The organism is Streptomyces sp. CAU 1734 (genome assembly GCF_039888735.1).
In the GTDB taxonomy this organism is placed as follows: domain Bacteria; phylum Actinomycetota; class Actinomycetes; order Streptomycetales; family Streptomycetaceae; genus Streptomyces.
In genome coordinates this window covers 1-17,508 of sequence record NZ_JBDQQP010000030.1, presented here as the reverse complement: position 1 = coordinate 17,508, position 17,508 = coordinate 1, and the positions used below count along the sequence as shown (strand labels likewise).

Genomic DNA, 17,508 nt, shown 5'->3' with positions numbered 1-17,508 from the left:
GACCAGGCGCTGTTCGACCTGTTGACGCTGGTGTGGCGCTCCGGCAGCCGTGCCGGAGGAGAGGACGACGCCCGCCTCGGCGGCGGGTCCGGCTTCGGCTGCTGCCGGTGACGGCGGGCACTGCGGTGCTCAGGGCCCGGGAGCCCGCCGGCACCGGTACCGCACGGTGCCTGGGCCGTTCCGTGCCGGCGGTGCCTCATGCCCACCGGAACGCCGCCGCTGGTGTACGCGCGGACGTTGAACAGCGAGCGGGCCGCCCGTACGCCTCCTCGCGGTGGCGGCCGCCGGGGGAAGACGACGGCGTCGACGCCCGTCTCCGCGCTGCTGGATGCCACTGCGGCCGCGGGTCGGTGGCCGGGCCGGCTGGTTCCGGTCCGGGACCCGCCCGCGGGGCTCTACGGTGCACCGGTGAGCATCATGATGCCGCCGGCCGGCGGCGAACTGCCCGCGGCACACCTGCCGGTGGTCGACGAGGTCCTGGCCGCCGCCCTGCGCGCGCAGGGCGCTGCGGGTGTGCGGGCGCTGGGTCTGCTGCGGGACGCGCACCGGGTTCTGGCGGGGAGCGGGCTGGAGCGGCCGGCGGAGGTCGCGGAGTCCTGTCTTCGGGGCGCGGCGGACGCGCTGCTGAGCCTGCCGGGCGCCCCGGACGCGGTGGGCCTGAAGTCCGCGGCGAAGGACCTGCTGGCTGCGGTGGACGCACTCCCCGACCCGCCTGCCACCGCGCCGCCGACCGACGAGCCCGCCGCCGCGGGGGGACCGCCCGGCGGCGCGCCGGCTCCGCGACAGGCCGCGGACGCCGCACCGGCGGATCCGGGCGCCGGGCTGGTCCGGGTCCGGGCCGCCGCCGAGGTGCTGCGCGGTCAGCTCGCGCGCCCGGGGGGCTTCCACCGGGCCCGGGCCGCGGGGATCGCCGGGCGGCTCATGGGCGTAGAGCTCGGTGGCGCGCAGGAGCGGGCACTGGACGGCTGGGGCGAGGTGTACGGGAGGACGTCGGGCACGCTCCACGGAGGGGAAGCCGATCCGGCCGGCGCGGCCGCCGTCTACCGGGAGGTGCTGGCGCTGGCGCGGGAGTTGCTGGTGCCGCTGCCCGGCCGCGCCGCGCGGGTCCTCGAACTGGCCGCGCGGCAGGCGCCGGGCGCGGCCGAGGCGCGGGAGCTGGCCGGCTGGGCGGACCCGCGCGCCACCGGGTTCTTCTTCGGCTCCGGCCCGGCCGCGGCCTGGCTGACGGCCCTTGAGGAGCACGCGCCGCATCTGCTGCTGGCCGATACGGCGGCCGGCGTCTGGCCGGCGGCCCCGTTCCTTGAGCACCTGGCCGCCGCCGACCCCCACAGCGCCCGGGAGTGGCTGGCCGGCCACGCCGCCGCCCTCGCCCCGGCCGGTCCCCGCGTGCTGGGCGCGCTGCTGCGCCTGGCCGACGCCGGCGCCCTCTCCCCGGCCGGGGTGCGGCAACTGCTCCCGCACGTCCTGCTTCCGGCCCCCGCGGGGGAGCAGGCCGAGCACGCGGACGTGCCGCGCCGGCTCGTGGCCGCCTGGGCGGGCACCCTCCCGGTACCCGCACGGGACAGGGACTGGGTCCTGGTCGCCGAGGAACTGCTGAAGGACGCCGCCGACCTCGGACACGCCGGCTACCGGGCCTACCGGGACGAGCGCCGGCGCGCACACACCGGGCAGCGGCCGCCGCCCGAGCTGACCGAGGTCCTCCGGCGGGAGTGGGCGGCCCGCCTTCCCGCACACGACATCACCGGCCTGCTGCGCGAACTGGTGGTGACCGTCCACGCCGGCGACGGTGGCGTGCCGTTCCGCTGGGACCGCCCGGTCCGCGGCGCTCTGGCGGGCCTGCTGCGCCGCGACATCGCCGCGCCGGGCAGACGGCCCTGGCCGCAGTTTGTCGACCTGGACGAGGTCCGCGTCCTTGACGAGACGCTCTTCCTGGGCCCGGTCCTGGACATGGGCCCGCTGCTGGCCCGCGCTGTCCTCGACCTCGCCGCGGCGGACGCCGCGGCCGGCCTGCCGCCGGCCGTACGGCTGCGGGCGTGGCCGCGCATCGAACAGGCCGACGCCGCTCTGCACGACCGGCTGCTCGCCGCCCACCTGGCCGCGCACCCGCCGCCCGCCGCCGGCACCGCCGCCGAAGCTGCTGCGGGGGAGTGGTGGGACCGGGCCACCGAGGCCACGGTGCGGCTGCTGGCCGGCCGCCCCTCGCCGGAGGGCGCCCGGCTGGCCGCTCTGGTGCTGGACACCTGCCCGCCCGGGCGGGCCGCCGGCCTCCAGGAGCGGGCACGGGCCGCGCTCGGCCCGGCGCCGTCCCCCGCGGCCGTCGACGAACTGCTGCCGACCCCACCCGACCAACTCGACCAGGGCGAGCAGGGCGCCCGCCCCGGTGAGGCCGTGGAGCCGCCCGCGTCCTGGCTGCGGGTGTGGGCCTGGTCGCCGGTCCTGCCCGCGCCGCTGCTCGACGGCTTCGGCCCGCTGCTGGCCGCGCTGCGCCGGGCCCGGCCGGGCGGCCCGCCCGACCCGAGGGCCGCCGTCCGCCCGCAGCCGCGCCACCACACCGCCATCGCGCTGGAGGACCTGCGGGAGCTCGCCGCCACGGCCGGCCCGCCCGCCGCCGCGGCCGCCCTGGCCGGAGCCCCGGACGCGGGCACCCCCGGCTACGCGACCGTCCTGCGGCGCCTGGTGGCGGCCGACCCCGGCGCCTGGACCGCCGACGTCCCCGCCCAGCTCGCCGCCCTCGCCCGCCCGGAGCTCGGCGCGTACTACCTCGCCGCCGCCGCGGCCGTCGTGCACCATCCCGGGGCCTTCCCCGCCGGCCCCGCCGGGGCCGTGCTCGCCGCCCTCGACCTCAGCCGCGCCCTGCCCGCTCCCGCCGACCCGCACGTCCCCGACGCGGCCGACTGCGCCGGCCGGGCTTGGTCCGGCCTGCTGGCCTTCGTGTGGCGCACCGGCGGCGGCCTCGGCGGCGCCCTGCCGGCCGTCCTGGACCGGCTGCGTACCCTTGCCGAGCCGCTCACCCGCCCCGCCGGCCCGACGCCCGACGCAACGCCCGCCGCCGGCCCGTCCGCTGGCCGGGCGGGGGAGGAACGGGAGCTGCCCGCGGGCTTGGCGGAGTCCCACCCGGCGGTGCGCGCGCTGGACTGTCTCCTGGACCACGCCGCTGGCCGGGCGCCCCGGGACGGCCAGATGCCCGGAGATGTCCTGGACCTGGCGGCCGGCGTCCTGGCCGCCCGCGGCGGCGACGAGGCGGTCGCCGCCGTGCTCGGCACGCACCTCCCGGTCCTGTACCGCCGCGCCACAGCCTTCACCGCCGCCCACCACGCCGAGCTGTACGCGCTCGTCCCCGGCCGGCCGTCGCCGGCCGCCGCGTGGCTGCACGACCGCCGCGGCCCCGGCCTCGATCCGCTGCTGCTCGCCGCCCTGGACCGCCGCCGGCTCCTGGCCACCCTGCGCGAAGAACCCGCCGGCGCCATCGCCTTCCGCGTGGTCTACGCGCTGCTGACCGGCCACGACGGCCTGCTCGGCCACCCCGCGGACGCCTGGAGGGAGTTGGCGGCCGGCCCGGGCGGCGCCGAGGCCGCCTCCGGCTTCCTCGGGTACCTCGCCCTCGTCACCTCGATGAGGCCGGCCGTCCGGACCGCGGTGGACACCGAGCGGGTGTGGTGGACCGCCGCTCTGGAGGCCGATCTGCCGCCCGGCGCGCTCGCGGGCGCCGGCGGCTTCGCGCACTGCGCGCTGCCGGACGGGGTGTGGCTCCCCCTGGCCCGGCGCAGCGCCGCCCACACCCCGGCCCAGAAGGACGCCGGCCGGGTCGCCGAACGCGCCGCCGCCCACCCGGGCAGCGCCGACGCCGTGCACCTGGCCGCGCACCTGCTCACCCGCCTCGCCCCCGAAGGCGCGTACGGCGACGGCGACGTCCGCCGCCACGCCCGCGCCCTGCTCCGGGCCGCCGAGGCCCTGCCCGCGCCCGCCCGGCCGGCCGGGACCGCGCAGCTGCGCCGCGCCCTGATCGAAGCCGGCGAGGTGGACCTGGCCCGGGCGCCGTCGACGGCCGGCTGACCGGTCCGGCCCCGCGTGTCGGCCGGGTCGGGAATGATCGGGGGATGACCGATGACCTCCCTGCCGACCCCGCGCCCAGGCCGGCGCCGCGCCCCGATGGCCGTTCCGGTGGACGGGACGAGCTGCGCGCGCTGGGGGCTGTGCGCCAACGCACTGTGGACGAGCCCATGTTCACCGCCCCCGGGCTGCCGGGCACGTTCCGGCTGCAGCTGTTCACCGCGGCCGGTGCGCGCCCGGTCGCGGTGGCGACGCAGATCGCCGGCAAGGAGGGAATGGGGCTGACGAACGGGGCGGAGCGGTACGCGGGCGCGGTGTGGGAGCGGCACTGCCCGGACGAGGAGGTGCCGCCGGTGTGGGTGGAGCGGCAGCAGTGGTGGGAAGGGTCGCGGCAGGAGACCCGTTTCCGGCGGGTGGTGTTCGCCGGCGCCGACGGCTACCGGCCGTACGGCCCGCGCTGGAGGGCGATCACCCACGAGGAGCTGCGGGACCTGGTCGGCGCCGAGGTCGCCGCCGGCCGCGGCGCCGGCTACGTGCCGCGCCCCGCCGAGCCCGAACCCCGGCTGGTGTTCGAGGAGTTCGCGGTGGTCCGCCTCGGCCGCCCCCGTCCGTTCCGCGAGCCCGGCTGTATGCCGGCCGGGGTGCGGTGGCGGCGGCGCTGGACGCGTCAGGTTCTGCCGCGCCGCGGTGCCCGTACCTGCTGCTGGTACCACGGCGGCGACTGGCACACGGTCAGCGCGATGGCGCTCGACGTCCTGAAACGGGCCCGCGCGCAGGGAGTGGAGGCCGACGGCATGGAGGAGTTCGCCGTGGCCCACGCGGCCGCGGCCGGCGCCACCGGCTGGGAGACCGAGGCGCTGGCCACCTTGTTCAGCATCGCGGACGCGATCCAGCCCGACAGCGAGACCGGCTACATCAACGGCCAGCACCGGTCCCAGGCCCTGCTGGAGGCCGGCGTGCGCCGCACCGTCGTCCTGCGCCACGTCTACGAGGGGTAGCCGTGCCGCCGTCGGGCGGTATGCACGGCTGCGTACCGTCAACGATGAGCCGGGCGTGGGGTCACGGCCCCCGGCGCGGGAGCTTTCCGCCCTGCTGTTCCGCCGTCTTGCCGGGCCCTCACCTGCCCGGCCGGCCCGCTTCCCGTCCCGCGGGCCGGCCGGACGCCGGCAACGGTGGAGGAACTGCGGTGTGCCGGCCGGTGCCGGCCGGACGTGGACCGCGGGCCCCTTCCTCGCTGCGTGAGACGCCACCATGCCGTGAGGCCGGAGCTCGCCGGAGGGCCGAGCCGTCTCGGCGCGCAGCCGGAGCTCGGGTGCCGGGCGGGCCGCCACGGTCTGCTGTTGCAGCTCGCCCAGTCAGCTAACTAGCTGGTCACGCTGGCATAGCGCGCTCTCATAGCGCGCTGTTCTGTCACGCTTGCCTGTCATGCCAGACAGGCGTGCAGTAAGGGCGTGCCGATCATGCGTGATTGTCTGGTGGTCGCCTTCGGCCGATTGCGGTCGAGGGTGTGGATCGCTCTGCCTGGGGCTTGTGGAGCCGCTAGGGTCCGGGATCGTGACCGACACGACGAAAATTCGGCTGGTGCCGACGGGGGACTGTTTCTGCGGGTGCGGCGGGGAGGCGGAGATCGGCCGGTGGTTCGTGCGGGGGCACGACATCACGGCGGCCGCGGCCCTGCGCGCCGTGGAAGGCGGACTGAGCCTGCCGCAGCGGCTGGCGGAGGCCGGGTTCGGCCCGGAGCGCTCGGTGGTGCAGAAGGCCGTCGAGGAGGCGGGCTGGGTGCGGTGCGCCGGCTGTGCGTACGCCGGGCCGCCGGCCAACCTGGCCGCCCACACCCGCGCCGGCACCTGCACCGCCGACGCCCCGGCCGATGAGCGGCAGCCCGCCGAGCCGGAGCCGGTGGAGCAGGAGTCCGCGACGCCGTCCGGGTCGGCCCGTCCCCGGCGAGCGGCTCTCGCGGCGGCCGGCACCGCGGCGCCGGTGCCGGTGCCGGCCGAGGCCGGCGCCGCGCAGGGCCGGCCGCTGCCCGGGGCGGACGACCCGTCGTGGGAGGCGGTACCGCTGCATCTGCGCCAGCAGCTGCGGGGTCCCGCGCACCAGCTGGTGACGCCCGTGCAGGGCAGGCTGAAGGAGAAGGACAGCCGGCGCCTGCTGGCCGCGGTACGGGCGGCCGGCCGGATGCGGGTGACCGGCGCGCACTGGCACCTGCTGCTCACCGCCTCCCGGGAGGACTTCGGCAGCCCGCGCAGCGCCCGGGCCCGCGCCCTGTACGAGGCGCTGGAGCAGATCGCCGAGGAAGTGGCGCCCGCCGCCGTGGAGCAGGAGGGCGCCGGCCCCGCAGCGGAAGACGCCGCAGCCGGCTGAACCGCCGGCACGCCCCGGGGCGCTCCCTCCGTACGCCGCCGGCCGGGGCCGGGCCGGCGGCGCCGGTCGTTGCCCTGTCCGGTGCCGCGCTCTACTCGTCTTCCGGCAGGTCGTCGGGGTACGGCGCCAGCAGCGGCTGCCCGATGAAGGGGGAGGAGGTGTCGCCCAGGAGCAGGGGCGCCAGCGTGGCGGGAGGGTCGGTGTCGGTCAGGAGGGGCCGCGGTCCGTCGGCCGCGGCCAGGAGCCGGGCCAGCTCCGGTCCGGGCCCCTCCAGCTCCTCCAGGTCGATCATGCCCGCCCGCTGGGCGAGGACGAGCGTCAGGGCCGCCGACAGCCCGCGGGTTGAGGTCTTGCCCGCGCCCCCGGGCCGGATGTGCTTCTCCTGCAGCAGCTGCCGCGCCAGGTTCTCGAGGTCCGGGATCCGGTCGGCGGCGGTGAGCGGGGCGGTCAGGGCGCGGGCCTGATCCGGGATCATGCCGGTGGCCGCGACGAGGGCCCGGACGGTGTGGTCGGGCAGGCCGGCGGCGAGGTGGTCCAGGCGCTGGCCGGCGGAGGTGCCGGGTTCGAGGCCGAGGAGTTCCATGGCCTTGTGCCGCTGGACGCCGACCGCCGCGGCGACGCGCTTCACGTAGCCGTCGAGCCGCTCGCCGGGGCGGGGCAGGGGAGCGGCGGGGATCCTGGCAGGGAGGCCGGGCTGTCGCCCGGCGCGGTCGGAGACGGCACGCCGGGCCTGCTCCAGTGTGACGTTGGGGTGGGTCCGCTTGTACGCGCGTACGGCGCGGCTCTGCTCCCGGTTGTGGCGGTGGGTCATGTCGTCTCGTCCTTGTCCGGCCTGCTGCCCCACACGCGCCGGCCGTCCAGGAAGGAGGGCATGGCGGAGCCTTTTCGCGCGAGTCTCAGACATCTTGGTCCCCTGGCGACGGTGTGGGCGTCGAGGTGGTGGTGGACCGGGCGCGGCGCGGTTGCCCTTGGTGCACGGTCATCGTAGCGACCGCCCGGCCCGGGGCGGTGCGCCCGGGGCCGGGCGAGGGGGTGCTCACGCCTCGTCCCAGTCCTCCCAGCGGGGGCGGGTGAGGCGGATGCTGAACGTGTACGTGGCGTCGCCGGCGCGCACGAGGCGGACGTTGCCCGCGTGCTGGTGGGTGGTGAGGAACTCGCAGACGGTCAGGCCGGCGTGTGTGCTGTCGTCGGCGGTGCCGTCGAGGGGCCGGAGCGGTTCGCCGGGGTGGGGCGGCCACTGGTAGGCGCCGAGCACCTCGGCCTGCGTCCACGTCCAGTTGGTGGCGGCGGTCGGGGTGGCGGCGCGCACGCGGATCACGTCGGCGTCGTCGGGGACGAGGGCGCGCAGGGTGTCGGTGGCGGAGGTGCGGCGGGGCTGGTTGGGGCTGGCGTACGGGCCCATGCGGGGCGGCTCCTGGAGGCGTTGGTGGAGTCGGTGCGGGTGCCCGCCAGGCCGGGCCCGGTCGAGCGGCCGGGGCGTGGTGGGGGTCAGCGGCGCTTGCGGCGGCGGGGCCGGGAGTGCTCCCCGGCGAGGGTGCGTTCGCGCGTCGTGACCGTGTACTCGCGCTCGCGCAGGTCGTAGACCACCCACGGGCTGTCGCCGAAGTTGCCGGAGGCGTACGGCTGGTGCTGCCAGTTGGTGTCGGTGCCGTAGCGGTCGTGGAAGTCGGGGTGGAGGCCGGCGGCGGCGAGAGCGTTCAGGGCGTCCGCGAGGTTCTGCCAGAGGGCGGCGGTGTCGGGCTTCGGGGCGGTGGTGTCCATCAAGTGGTGCTCCGGTTCTGTGCGGGGTGGCGCCGAGGCCCGGCCGGCCGGCCGGACGGACGGGCGGGCGGGGCGCGGCGTGCGCCGTGCCGGGGGGTCGGTCAGGCGGCGACGGCCATTGCGCGGCGCCAGAGGCGCTCCTCGCGGCGGCGGATCTGGCGGCGGTGCTTGGGGCCCTTCTCGCCCTCGTCGCCGTAACGGTGGGAGAGCACCTTGCTGCCCACCGTCCCGGTCCGGGCGTGGCGGTACTTGCGCCACTTGAAGTGCTTGCGGCCGGTGTGCGGTACGGGTGCGGACCTCATGCTGCGCCCCTTTCTCGGGTGGGGTGAGGGGACGTCACCGGCGGGATGGTGTGCGGGTCGTCGTGCTCCGGCGGTGCCGGGAGAGGGCCTCCTGGCGGCTCAGGTGCGGGGGCTGACGGCGATGGTGAAGTCGGTGCCGTCTTCGAGCTCGACGCCGAGGGCGGCGGTGCGGGGGACGGGCCAGGTCTGGCGGATGCCCGGCTCGCCGGTGAGCCAGGTACGGATCCGCTCGGCGAACGCCTGGTGCGCCGCAGTGAAGGGAGCGGCGGCGGGCGGGAGGACGTCGCCGGTGGAGACGGTGACGGCCGCCAGCAGACCGTCGGCCAGCTGTACGGCGACGGTGCCGGGGGCGTCGGGGCGGATCACGGCGTCGGCGACGTCGTCCTGGGCGGTGAGCCAGGCGCGCAGCTCACCGGCGGTGGTGGCGCGCAGGGAGGCGTCGCGCGCGGCTTCGCGCTCGCGCGCGGCGTCGATCTCGGCCTGGGGGAACAGGGGCACGGGAACCTCCGGGGGATAGCCGCTTCGCGGCGGTCGGGTCGGGGCGGCGCTCGGGCCGGACACCCCCGCCACATGTTCATTAGTCTACCTTCAAGTTGTCGTTGAAGTCAAGTTTTATGTGTCACTCTTTCCTGGTTGAGCCGCTTCGCCATGCGGCGCCCGCCCGGCGGGCAGGCCGAACAGCTCATGGCCGCAGGCCCCCTCCTCCGCCACCCCTGGTGCCCCCCTCTGAAATGCGAAAACGACCCGTTGAGCCGGACCCGGGCGCGGCTGGAGCGCCGCAGCGGGGCGCACGCGGCCGACGCTGTGAGCCTTGCTCCGCACTGCCCGGCCGTTGCGACGTCGCGCCGCTGAGCCAGGAGGGGAAGGAGGCCCGGGCGTAAACCGACGGAGCGTACTGGCGGCGGGCGCCTTCGCCGCGCCCGTGCCGGAGCTGTCAGCCGGTGCCCACACGCGGCTCGACGAGGTGCTGCCGCTGCTCCTGGTCGCCGCCCGCAGCGCTGGGCGAGGCCCGGTCGGCGCCGCTCAGGCCCACCGACTGGCCACCGCTTGCGAGTTCGCGGCCCAGGTGGGCGGCGAGGTGGTCCAGGCGCTCGGTGGCCGAGGTTTCAACCGCCGCCCCCGCCCGCGGGGTTTCCGGCGGGCGGGGGCGGGGGTCAGGCGGTACGGGCCGCGCGGCGGGCGAGCATGCGGGCCTTGATGAGGTCCTGGGCGGGGGCCGTCCACTTGTGCCAGCCGGGGCCGTCGGTCCACTGCTGGTAGTGGCTGCGCTGCTCGATGCCGCAGTGGCGGCAGGACGCGGGAGCGGCCGGACGGATCACGGGCATGGGGCCTTTCGTTCGAGGCGGGGCGCCACCGGCGGGCCCGGCTTCAGGCTCCGGGGCCGAGGGTGAGGGTGTGCGTGGTGCCGTCGGTGAGTTCGATGCCCACGGCGGTGGTGCCGGGGACGGTCCAGGCGCGGGCGATGTCGTTCCTGCCGGCGAGCCAGGCGCGGATCTCGGCGAGCAGTGCCCGGGGGCTGGTACGGGCCTCACCGGCGGTGAGCTGCGCGGGGGGCGACCACCAGAAGCTGCGCCCCATCTCGTCGGTGCCGTCGGGCTTGGGGTAGCCGGGCAGTTCGCGGGTCAGGCCCATCTCGACGGCTTGGTTGGTGACGCCCAGTGCGGCGGCCACGTGGTTGATGTAGTAGCGCTTCTTCCTGGTGGCGGGGTCGGTGGTGGGGTCTGCGGGGAGCCAGCGTCCCCTGCCCTTGTCCCGGTTCTCCTCGATGAGACGGCCGTGGCGGTCGAGGTATCCCAGGGCCTTGCCCAGGGCGATGACGACGGCCGCCGGGTACAGGGGCCGGGTGCTGTCGAGGACGTCCGGGCCGAGCGGGACGCCGATGGCTTCGGCGACGGCGTGCAGGGCGGGTTTGTGGGCGGGGGGCTTGTTGCCGGTGGCGGCCTGGGCGGGGGGCTTGTGCCACTTCTGGGCGGCGCTGCGGCTGAGCCCGAAGGCGCGGCTGATGTCGCTGAGGCTGAGCGGCTCGGTGCGCCGGGTCAGGTCGATGCCGGGGGCAGGGGTGTCCATGGCTCCACTGTCTCTTATGGCTTGCAGGCGGTCGGGATGCGGCCCCGGAACGCGGGCCGGGGCGCGGACCGGCCGTCCGCGCGGTCACCGTCAGGGGGTGGTGAGCTTGGCGAAGGGCGTGAAGTCCACGACGGTGACCCGCTCGCCGGGCTCGACGGGGATCTCGGCGCGGTCGCGCGTCGCGAAGCCGCAGTGGCCGCTCCTGAAGCCGTCGGCCTCCTGGCGCAGGCGGCTGCACTGGAACCGCGCCGTGGTGGAGGCGAGGACGATCGTGCCCTTCCGGCACTGGGGGCAGGTGATCCGGCGGAAGTTGGGGCCGGGGTTCAGCATGGGTCACCTCGGAGGCGCGGGGCGGCTTGAGGGGCGTCGACCCCGCCAAATTGTTGACTCTTAAGACTATACAGGAAGAGGGGTAGTAATGCAAGGCTTAAGAGACGATTGGAGGTGCGGTGCGCCCTCGTGGCGGCCATTGCCGGGCGCCCGGCTGCGCTTTTGGGCCCGCTGCCGCGCGGCCCGTTCACCGCTCCCGCACGGGGATGCCGGTGTCCACCGGGGCCCAGGGGGTCCACTGGGCCTCGGGCGTTCCCGGGATCCCCTGCTGGAACACCAGGGCGCCCCGGCCCCGCGCCTCCATCTCCCGCACAGCCTCGCTCCGTGACCCGTACGCGAACACGGGGCCGGCCGGGATCCAGCGGACCCCGTACTGCGTCATCAGCGGCCGCCGGCCCGCCCCTTCGCATGCTCCGTGACGCCGGATGGTGCCGTCCTTGCGCGGCGCGACCTCGCTGAGGCAGACGCCGCAGCGTGTGGGCTCGTCGTCGTTCATCGCTTCCTCCTCCGGATCGCGCCGGCTTTCGCCGCCGGGCTCCTCACATCCTGTCGGACGTCGCCGCGCCCCGGGCTCGTGCGGCCCTCTGGGCCCGCGCCGGCCGCGGCGCCCGCCCTATGGTGCCGCCTCGACGAAGCCGGCGGTCGCCCGTACCCAGTCGCACCGGTCGACGTAGGCGTCCGGCTCGGCGGTGCACGAGAAGATGGCGCGCTTGAAGGCTTCGGCGCGCAGACCGTCGAAGCCGTACTGCTTCACGGCCTGCGCGCGGATCTCCTGCACCTCGTACGGAGTGACGAGATCGCCGGTTCCGTGCATCGAGAGGTAGAGGGCGAGGGCGGCGAAGCTCATGGTGTCCATGGGGAACCTCCGTTGCGGGTGCGGGGCGTGGTCGCCGGGGGAGGGCGGGCGGTACCGCCGGGTCAGGCGGCCCGGGGTGCCTGCGGGGCGAGGGTGTGCCACTGGCTGCCCCGGCCGGTGACGATCTCCATGGCGGGCCGGTGCTGCGGAAGCCCGGAGTCCTGGTGGGCGCGGGGCCCGCGGAAGCGGATCTCGCGGACCGTCGCGGGCCGGTCGTTGATGAGGATGAGGTCGCCGGGCTCAAGGTCCGGGTCGGAGAAGGGCTTGACCAGCCCGGCCAGCTCGGCCGGGTCCTGGTGCGCGCGGACCCAGTCGACGAGGTCGTCGATGGCGCTGTCGATCGCGCCGCGCTCGTCGTGATGGCGCGGGTAGTAGTCCTTGTCGGCGTCCTGGGCGAGGGAGTCGCGCGCAGCGTTCAGCTGCTTCACGAGCTCGGCGGCGTCGATCGGGCCGGTGGGCTTGGTGCGGGCCATCGGGTGCTCCTTGGGGTCGGGGTGCCTCCGGCTCTGCCGGTCGGCGGGTGAGGGGCTGTGCGGGGTGTACCGTCCCCGCCCTCTTGACTCTTAAGACTATACAGCAGGAAGGGAAAAGATGCAAGCCTTAAGAGTCGATGTGGTGTTTCGGGTGCCCGCTCGGACACGGGCGCTCCCCCGGCGGCGTCCGGGCCGGCTCCCACCCCGGGTTCAGGTGTTGCCCGCGGTCCCGGCCGCGACATTCGGGGATCGCGCGGCGGGGGAAGGCAGGCTGTCCACCGCGCGGTGTCCCCCTTCCGGCCCGGAGGTGAAGGCGTTTGTACGGTGCTCCGGCCGGGTGAGCGGTTGCCCCGCCGTCGGCCGCCTCAGTCCGCGGTGCGCGCCCCGGCGGTCCTCCAGCGGGAGCGGGGCCGTGTATCTCGGCCGTCGCGCCGCCCGACCCGCCCGCGCCGGGCGCCGATCCGCCGAGGGCCCCGGCGGGGAAGCGCATCACGGCGGTCGTGCCGCCGCCGCGGTGCCGGTGCGGGAAGCCGTCCGAGCGTCGCGCGGAGCCGTTCTGCCCCTTGTCGGGGAGGGGCGCCGGGGCGCGGTCCGGCCGCGCCCCGGGCGGGGTGTCGAGGGGGTGGTTCAGGCGCGGTTGAGGGTGATCGCGGCGAGCATTGGCGTGCCCCAGCGGTCCTGTCCGGCGACGGTGACCGCGATGGGCGCGGCGCGGCGGTTCCCGGAGCGGCCGTAGGTGCCGAGGAGGGGCGCGGTGACGGCGCTCACGGCGGTGCGGCCGGGGCCGCCGGTCCAGGTGACGGACAGCTCCCCGTCCTTCGTGCCGCGCCCGGTGGTGACGGAGAACTTCACGCCGGGGAAAGCCCGCCGCAGCTGCGCGCGCAGGTGGACGGCGGCGAACTTGTGCGGCAGGTAGGAGGTGGCGTACGCGCGCTCCTCGTCGCTGACGACGGGAACGACGGAGGTGTGGCGGACGTGGAGGTACGGGCTCGGGGTGCCGTCGAGGGCGAGCAGTTCGTAGCGGCGGGCCGGGCGGCCGAGGAGGGCGGAGGCGGTGCAGTGGCGGCAGTTGCAGGGCGAGACCAGCCACCGGCCGTGGGCCTCCTCCAGGGTGCCGCGGTAGGTCACTTCGGTTCCGGCGGGCAGGCGCAGTGCGAGGTAGGAGGCGGACGCGGTGGCGGCGGTGGTGGTGGTGTTCACGGGTCCTCCAGGAAGTTGGGGCGCTGCGCCCTGTTGACTCTTAAGACTATACAGATGGGCGAACTTTAATGCAAGTCTTAAGAGTCAATGATGGGGTGGTCGGGGAGTCCCGCCCGGGGCGAAGGCCGGCCCTGCCCCGGCGGACCGGCCGGATTCGCGGGCCTGTTGGGCGGCTCCGGCGGCCGTCCCCCGCTGCGCCCGGACCGCGTCCGCCTCCGTGTGCGCGCCGGGGGTGTCCGGGGTCAGGGGGCGGTGAGGACGTAGGTGTGGGTGTGGAGGGTGTCGGCGATGGCGTAGCGGGCGTGGATGCGGCCGTGGACGCGGTCCAGGGTGATGCGGGCGGCGCGGTGGCGGTGTGCGGTGCCCCGGAGGGAGGCGCGTACGTCGGCGGGACTCAGGCCCGGGGCGGGGGTCCGGGGGCTGCCGGTGGTGCTGCCGAGGAAGGCGCTGGTGCGGTCGAGGGCGCAGCGGTGGAGGGTCGCGCCGGTGGCCGGGCGGATGTCGAGCAGGCGCAACGCGTCGGGGCCGGTCAGCGGGCGGCCGGGCAGGGGCTTGTACGCGTCGGGCCGGGCGGGTGCGAAGGCGGCGCGGGTGTCGGCCAGCAGGCCGCGCACGGCGTCGTCGTCCAGCTCGTTCCCGGCCGGGGTGTCGCCGCCGGGGACGGCCCACCGCTGGGTGTGCCGCAGGCCCCGGTGCCAGGTCCGGCCGTCGCCGTCGCGGACGGTGTCGTGGTCGGCGAAGCGCCAGATGGCCGGGCGGGGTGTGGACGTCACGGGTACTCCTGGTGGGCGGGAGGCGGTTGCACGCCGTCCGGGGCGGTCGGGGAGATGCGTTTCGCGGGGCTGGCCGGGGCGGGCGCTCGGCGCGCCCGCCCCGGGCCTTCGCGGCTACTCGGCGGGGGCGATGGAGTCGGCGTCGACGGCGATGGAGCAGGCGTCCATGTCGAGCCGGACGGAGACGAAGCCAGGGATGCGGGAGGGGCCGTTGTAGACGCCGGGGAGCTTGCCGGAGCCCCAGACGATGCGCTGGCCGGGGGTGAGGGAGGAGGTGTTGAGCATGTCCGGGTCCTTCCGGTCGGGCGGAGCGGGAGGGGCTTTCCCCGCCCCCTTCTGACTCTTAAGACTATACAGAATGCCGAAAGGGAGTGCAAGTCTTAAGAGTCAACGAGAGGGGGCCCCGGTGCCGCGTCACGGCGGGAGCGGGGCCGCGTGCCCGCCTGTCCGCGGCCGGGCGCCAGCCGCCCGCCCCGCCCCCCCCGTGCGGTGCCCGTCGTCCCGGGTGCCGGCCCGCGCCCGGCGCTTTGCCGTGCGCCGGCCGGGCGTCGGGGCTGGGCACTTCCGCCGGTGTCCGGCCGGGCGGGATGGGGGGCGGCTGCTGCGCCCGGCTTCCCCGGGGCCGCTCCGGGTGCGCCGGAGCGGCCCCGGGGAAGGGGCGCTCAGGCTCCGGCCGGGGCCGGGGTGCGGGCGGGCAGGGGGGCGGGGTTGTCCATCGGGTTGTCGAGCTGGGCGTACCAGTCGTCGTCGTCGGCGAAGATCGTGCCGCACCCGGCGGTGCAGGCCAGCTGGCCGGGCTTGAGGGGCTTCTGGGCCTCGTGCACCGGCGGGTTGCGGTAGCCGACGGCGGAGCCGTGGTTGCAGAACCCGCGGTCGCGTACGGCGTGCCAGGCGTCGGCGTCGGCGTTCATCTGTGCCATCTCCAGGTCGGCGTCCAGGCGCGCGTTGTGGATCGCTTCGAGTTCGTCGCCGCCATTTTCGTCCGCGTACATCAGGCCCCCAGTGGTCTCTGTCTCGCCGTGTTGACTCTTAAGACTATACAGAATACTGAAAGGGAGTGCAAGACTTAAGAGTCAATGGGGGGTGTCGGTGTGCTGCGCCACGGCGGGGGCGGGATGGCGGACGCGCGCCCGTGCGAGGCCCGGCGTCAGCACCCGCCCCGCCGGGGTCCGTTGACGTCCGTACGGGCCGCGCCCCCGGCCTGCGCCCGTCCGGCGCCTCGTCGTCGCCGTGGTCGTCCGTCGCGCTCCGACTGCTCGCCGGGGCCGGGGTGCGATACGGCGTGGTGCCTGTGAGGGTGCCGTGGGGCCCCGGGCCGCCGGCCGGGGTGCCGGAGTTCCGCCCGCGATGACCCCGGGGCGGGCGGGTGCAGCGGAAGGAGGGGCGGCACCCCATCCCGTTATTGACTCTTAAGGCTTGCGTGATGCCCCGCATGACTGTATAGTCTTAAGAGTCAACAGGGACGGACTTCAGGGAGTGCCGACATGAACCGCAGCCTCACCCGCAACATCATCAGCGCGGCCCGCCGTACCCCGGACAGTGCCGAGTCCTTCACTCACCTCGTCGAGGTGGAACACCTCTTCCCCGCCGGTGCGTTCGGCGACGCCCCGGGCCGGTGGACCCCGGGGGAGGGCTTCACCGAGGTGGCGGGCGGGGCGTGGCTGCGGGTGAACGCGGACGGCACCCGTACGGCCGTGGTGACCGGGGTGGGCCCGAAGGAGCTTTCGGCGGCCGACGGCGGCCCGTGGACAGACGAGGAGGTCTGGACGGTCACGTCCGCCGACCCCGACGTCTTCGCCTGGCTCGGTGACAAGCCGCACCGGATCACCTGGGCGCTGGGGCGCGAGGATGTCGAGATCGTCCGCGAGCCGTACGAGGGGCACCCCGCCGAGGCGTGGGAGACCTACTGGTACTCGTTCGAGCTGAAGCACGGGTTCACCCCCGTGCGGCGCGGTGACGGCCGCTACACGCTGACCCTGGCGTGCGCGCCCAACGCCTCCTGGTGGAACGGCCCCTGGCCCCTGGTGTCCGCGAGCGACCGGATCCTGAAGTCGCACGGGGGCCGCGCCGCCGTCCGCACCGTCACCAGCGCCCACCCGTCGGCCACGCCCGCCACGGTGTACCGCATGCGGCGGCTCTCCCTGATCTGACCCGCGACGGCCCCCCGGGGTCCGGCAGATGCCGGACCCCCGCCGCCATGCACCCGGCGCGCCGGGCAGGGGCGTCCTGGCCCCCGGGTCATCTGGTGGTGTCCCCGGCCTGACCTGCCGCAACGTCCGCTGTCTCCAGGGCCAGGACTCGGGCGCGGTCGATACCTCGCTGGAGGCCGGCACGCCAGATCTCCCCGGTGGTGGTCACGAGAGCGGACAGCCGTTCGTACTCCGCGAGCGGCCCGACGAGCTGCTCCCGGCCGTCTTCGTCCACCCGCACCCTGGGCGGCGTGATCCCGGGGTGCTCGTCCCGCCAGGCCCGCAGCGCCTCGATCGCCTCTCTCGACGTCTCCCAGCACGCCGCGACCACGCGCGCCACCAGGGCACCGCCCAGCCGGGCCGGAACCTTCTCCGGGAAACCACCGTCCCGCGACCCCGGCCACCGCCCCTGATCCCACGCCTCCTCCGGTGCCTCCGGCCACCGCCGATCCCACCCCCGCGCCCGCAGCTCCTCCCCAACCCCGAACCCCACCAGCACATCCACCGTGTCCAGCAACAGCCCCTCCCCGCGCAGCCGCTGAACCTCCGTCCGCCACCCCGCCCGCACTCGCGCCGCCTCGCCCCGCAGCAACCCGTACGTCTGCCACCGAGGGGCCGACGACAGCACCTCACCCCGAGCCTTCTCCGCCTCCAACACCCCCTTCAACCCCGCCCGTACCCCGTGCCGCACGCTGACCGTAATCGGATGCTTCGCTGCTCGCCCCATAGGCTGAGCGCCTCCTTTGTAACTTGCAAGTCTCCGAACCCTAACGGTGAACACGGACGCGAACGGGCCCTTCCCCCAACAAACCTGAACCAACGTCACCGGGCCGGCAGGCGAATCACCGAACCCTCAAGATCAAAAACAAATGTTACAGAAAGTAGCCAACCCCGGAGAGCGCAAATCCTTTCACGAAAGCAAATACATCCACCCCCGAGCAACTCCGCAGCGCCAGCGGAGGAGTGACCCTCCCCAGCGGCCGGCGCGCAGCGCCGGCCAAAGGGCGCGCAGCGCCCCGCCCCCACCAGGGGGCGACAGCCCCCGAACCTCACACCGATACTCAACAACTCCGCAGCGCAGCGCAGGAGTTAACACTCCCCCCAACCCCAGGGCGCGCAGCGCCCCACCCGGCCACCCCGAGG

At 75.8% G+C, this 17,508-nt stretch carries 20 protein-coding genes; 4 read left to right on the top strand and 16 right to left on the bottom strand.

Going from position 1 to position 17,508, the window contains the following annotated elements:
* The first annotated feature begins 417 nt into the window (after positions 1–417).
* From AAFN69_RS34535 to AAFN69_RS34525, 3 genes are all read left to right on the top strand, one after another.
* A complete protein-coding gene (locus AAFN69_RS34535) occupies positions 418–4,053 on the top strand; it encodes a hypothetical protein (protein ID WP_347732911.1) in 3,636 nt (1,211 codons plus the stop codon).
* A gap of 44 nt (positions 4,054–4,097) precedes the next feature.
* On the top strand, positions 4,098–5,048 hold the full coding sequence (locus tag AAFN69_RS34530) for a hypothetical protein (protein WP_347732903.1): 951 nt from the start codon (positions 4,098–4,100) through the stop codon (positions 5,046–5,048).
* 556 nt (positions 5,049–5,604) lie between these two features.
* Positions 5,605–6,414, top strand: coding sequence for a hypothetical protein (locus tag AAFN69_RS34525; RefSeq protein WP_347732902.1), 810 nt, complete (start codon positions 5,605–5,607; stop codon positions 6,412–6,414).
* 91 nt (positions 6,415–6,505) lie between these two features.
* Here the strand turns inward: AAFN69_RS34525 and AAFN69_RS34520 are convergent, their stop codons facing one another.
* The 15 genes from AAFN69_RS34520 to AAFN69_RS34450 form a co-directional block, all read right to left on the bottom strand.
* Positions 6,506–7,225, bottom strand: a complete 720-nt coding sequence (locus tag AAFN69_RS34520; RefSeq protein WP_347732901.1) for a hypothetical protein — start codon at positions 7,223–7,225, stop codon at positions 6,506–6,508.
* Between the two features lie 225 nt (positions 7,226–7,450).
* On the bottom strand, positions 7,451–7,816 hold the full coding sequence (locus tag AAFN69_RS34515; RefSeq protein WP_347732899.1) for a hypothetical protein: 366 nt from the start codon (positions 7,814–7,816) through the stop codon (positions 7,451–7,453).
* An 86-nt stretch (positions 7,817–7,902) separates the two neighbouring features.
* The gene (locus AAFN69_RS34510) at positions 7,903–8,175 is read right to left on the bottom strand and encodes a hypothetical protein (protein ID WP_347732898.1); all 273 of its coding nucleotides are present in this window, start codon (positions 8,173–8,175) and stop codon (positions 7,903–7,905) included.
* A 101-nt stretch (positions 8,176–8,276) separates the two neighbouring features.
* The gene (locus AAFN69_RS34505) at positions 8,277–8,477 is read right to left on the bottom strand and encodes a hypothetical protein (protein WP_347732897.1); all 201 of its coding nucleotides are present in this window, start codon (positions 8,475–8,477) and stop codon (positions 8,277–8,279) included.
* Positions 8,478–8,576: 99 nt separating this feature from the next.
* Positions 8,577–8,975, bottom strand: coding sequence for a hypothetical protein (locus AAFN69_RS34500; RefSeq protein ID WP_347732896.1), 399 nt, complete (start codon positions 8,973–8,975; stop codon positions 8,577–8,579).
* A gap of 656 nt (positions 8,976–9,631) precedes the next feature.
* A complete protein-coding gene (locus tag AAFN69_RS34495; RefSeq protein ID WP_347732895.1) occupies positions 9,632–9,802 on the bottom strand; it encodes a hypothetical protein in 171 nt (56 codons plus the stop codon).
* A 43-nt stretch (positions 9,803–9,845) separates the two neighbouring features.
* Positions 9,846–10,544 carry a hypothetical protein gene (locus AAFN69_RS34490; protein ID WP_347732894.1) on the bottom strand — a complete coding sequence of 233 codons (699 nt, stop codon included), beginning with the start codon at positions 10,542–10,544 and terminating at the stop codon, positions 9,846–9,848.
* Positions 10,545–10,634: 90 nt separating this feature from the next.
* A complete protein-coding gene (locus tag AAFN69_RS34485) occupies positions 10,635–10,874 on the bottom strand; it encodes a hypothetical protein (protein WP_347732893.1) in 240 nt (79 codons plus the stop codon).
* A 187-nt stretch (positions 10,875–11,061) separates the two neighbouring features.
* Positions 11,062–11,370 carry a hypothetical protein gene (locus AAFN69_RS34480; RefSeq protein WP_347732892.1) on the bottom strand — a complete coding sequence of 103 codons (309 nt, stop codon included), beginning with the start codon at positions 11,368–11,370 and terminating at the stop codon, positions 11,062–11,064.
* 117 nt (positions 11,371–11,487) lie between these two features.
* Positions 11,488–11,730, bottom strand: a complete 243-nt coding sequence (locus AAFN69_RS34475; RefSeq protein ID WP_347732891.1) for a hypothetical protein — start codon at positions 11,728–11,730, stop codon at positions 11,488–11,490.
* 62 nt (positions 11,731–11,792) lie between these two features.
* Positions 11,793–12,203, bottom strand: a complete 411-nt coding sequence (locus AAFN69_RS34470; protein ID WP_347732890.1) for a hypothetical protein — start codon at positions 12,201–12,203, stop codon at positions 11,793–11,795.
* 627 nt (positions 12,204–12,830) lie between these two features.
* Complete coding sequence (locus tag AAFN69_RS34465; RefSeq protein ID WP_347732889.1) at positions 12,831–13,403, bottom strand: LPD29 domain-containing protein; 573 nt, start codon at positions 13,401–13,403, stop codon at positions 12,831–12,833.
* A 242-nt stretch (positions 13,404–13,645) separates the two neighbouring features.
* Entirely contained in the window at positions 13,646–14,176 is a 531-nt protein-coding gene (locus AAFN69_RS34460; RefSeq protein ID WP_347732888.1) for a hypothetical protein, read from the bottom strand.
* A 114-nt stretch (positions 14,177–14,290) separates the two neighbouring features.
* Positions 14,291–14,461, bottom strand: coding sequence for a hypothetical protein (locus AAFN69_RS34455; RefSeq protein ID WP_347732887.1), 171 nt, complete (start codon positions 14,459–14,461; stop codon positions 14,291–14,293).
* 377 nt (positions 14,462–14,838) lie between these two features.
* Positions 14,839–15,168, bottom strand: a complete 330-nt coding sequence (locus AAFN69_RS34450) for a hypothetical protein (protein ID WP_347732886.1) — start codon at positions 15,166–15,168, stop codon at positions 14,839–14,841.
* Positions 15,169–15,660: 492 nt separating this feature from the next.
* On the opposite strand from AAFN69_RS34450, the gene AAFN69_RS34445 reads away from it, so the two are divergent.
* Positions 15,661–16,326, top strand: a complete 666-nt coding sequence (locus AAFN69_RS34445; RefSeq protein ID WP_347732885.1) for a hypothetical protein — start codon at positions 15,661–15,663, stop codon at positions 16,324–16,326.
* A gap of 88 nt (positions 16,327–16,414) precedes the next feature.
* Here the strand turns inward: AAFN69_RS34445 and AAFN69_RS34440 are convergent, their stop codons facing one another.
* Complete coding sequence (locus AAFN69_RS34440) at positions 16,415–17,092, bottom strand: hypothetical protein (RefSeq protein ID WP_347732884.1); 678 nt, start codon at positions 17,090–17,092, stop codon at positions 16,415–16,417.
* Positions 17,093–17,508: the final 416 nt, after the last annotated feature.

Bases quoted from the DNA above. Each gene is read 5' to 3' on its own strand.
- AAFN69_RS34535 (WP_347732911.1), top strand. From the start codon at position 418: ATGATGCCGCCGGCCGGCGGCGAACTGCCCGCGGCACACCTGCCGGTG.
- AAFN69_RS34530 (WP_347732903.1), top strand. From the start codon at position 4,098: ATGACCGATGACCTCCCTGCCGACCCCGCGCCCAGGCCGGCGCCGCGC.
- AAFN69_RS34520 (WP_347732901.1), bottom strand. From the start codon at position 7,225: ATGACCCACCGCCACAACCGGGAGCAGAGCCGCGCCGTACGCGCGTAC.
- AAFN69_RS34515 (WP_347732899.1), bottom strand. From the start codon at position 7,816: ATGGGCCCGTACGCCAGCCCCAACCAGCCCCGCCGCACCTCCGCCACC.
- AAFN69_RS34510 (WP_347732898.1), bottom strand. From the start codon at position 8,175: ATGGACACCACCGCCCCGAAGCCCGACACCGCCGCCCTCTGGCAGAAC.
- AAFN69_RS34505 (WP_347732897.1), bottom strand. From the start codon at position 8,477: ATGAGGTCCGCACCCGTACCGCACACCGGCCGCAAGCACTTCAAGTGG.
- AAFN69_RS34495 (WP_347732895.1), bottom strand. From the start codon at position 9,802: ATGCCCGTGATCCGTCCGGCCGCTCCCGCGTCCTGCCGCCACTGCGGC.
- AAFN69_RS34490 (WP_347732894.1), bottom strand. From the start codon at position 10,544: ATGGACACCCCTGCCCCCGGCATCGACCTGACCCGGCGCACCGAGCCG.
- AAFN69_RS34485 (WP_347732893.1), bottom strand. From the start codon at position 10,874: ATGCTGAACCCCGGCCCCAACTTCCGCCGGATCACCTGCCCCCAGTGC.
- AAFN69_RS34480 (WP_347732892.1), bottom strand. From the start codon at position 11,370: ATGAACGACGACGAGCCCACACGCTGCGGCGTCTGCCTCAGCGAGGTC.
- AAFN69_RS34475 (WP_347732891.1), bottom strand. From the start codon at position 11,730: ATGGACACCATGAGCTTCGCCGCCCTCGCCCTCTACCTCTCGATGCAC.
- AAFN69_RS34470 (WP_347732890.1), bottom strand. From the start codon at position 12,203: ATGGCCCGCACCAAGCCCACCGGCCCGATCGACGCCGCCGAGCTCGTG.
- AAFN69_RS34455 (WP_347732887.1), bottom strand. From the start codon at position 14,461: ATGCTCAACACCTCCTCCCTCACCCCCGGCCAGCGCATCGTCTGGGGC.
- AAFN69_RS34450 (WP_347732886.1), bottom strand. From the start codon at position 15,168: ATGTACGCGGACGAAAATGGCGGCGACGAACTCGAAGCGATCCACAAC.
- AAFN69_RS34445 (WP_347732885.1), top strand. From the start codon at position 15,661: ATGAACCGCAGCCTCACCCGCAACATCATCAGCGCGGCCCGCCGTACC.
- AAFN69_RS34440 (WP_347732884.1), bottom strand. From the start codon at position 17,092: ATGGGGCGAGCAGCGAAGCATCCGATTACGGTCAGCGTGCGGCACGGG.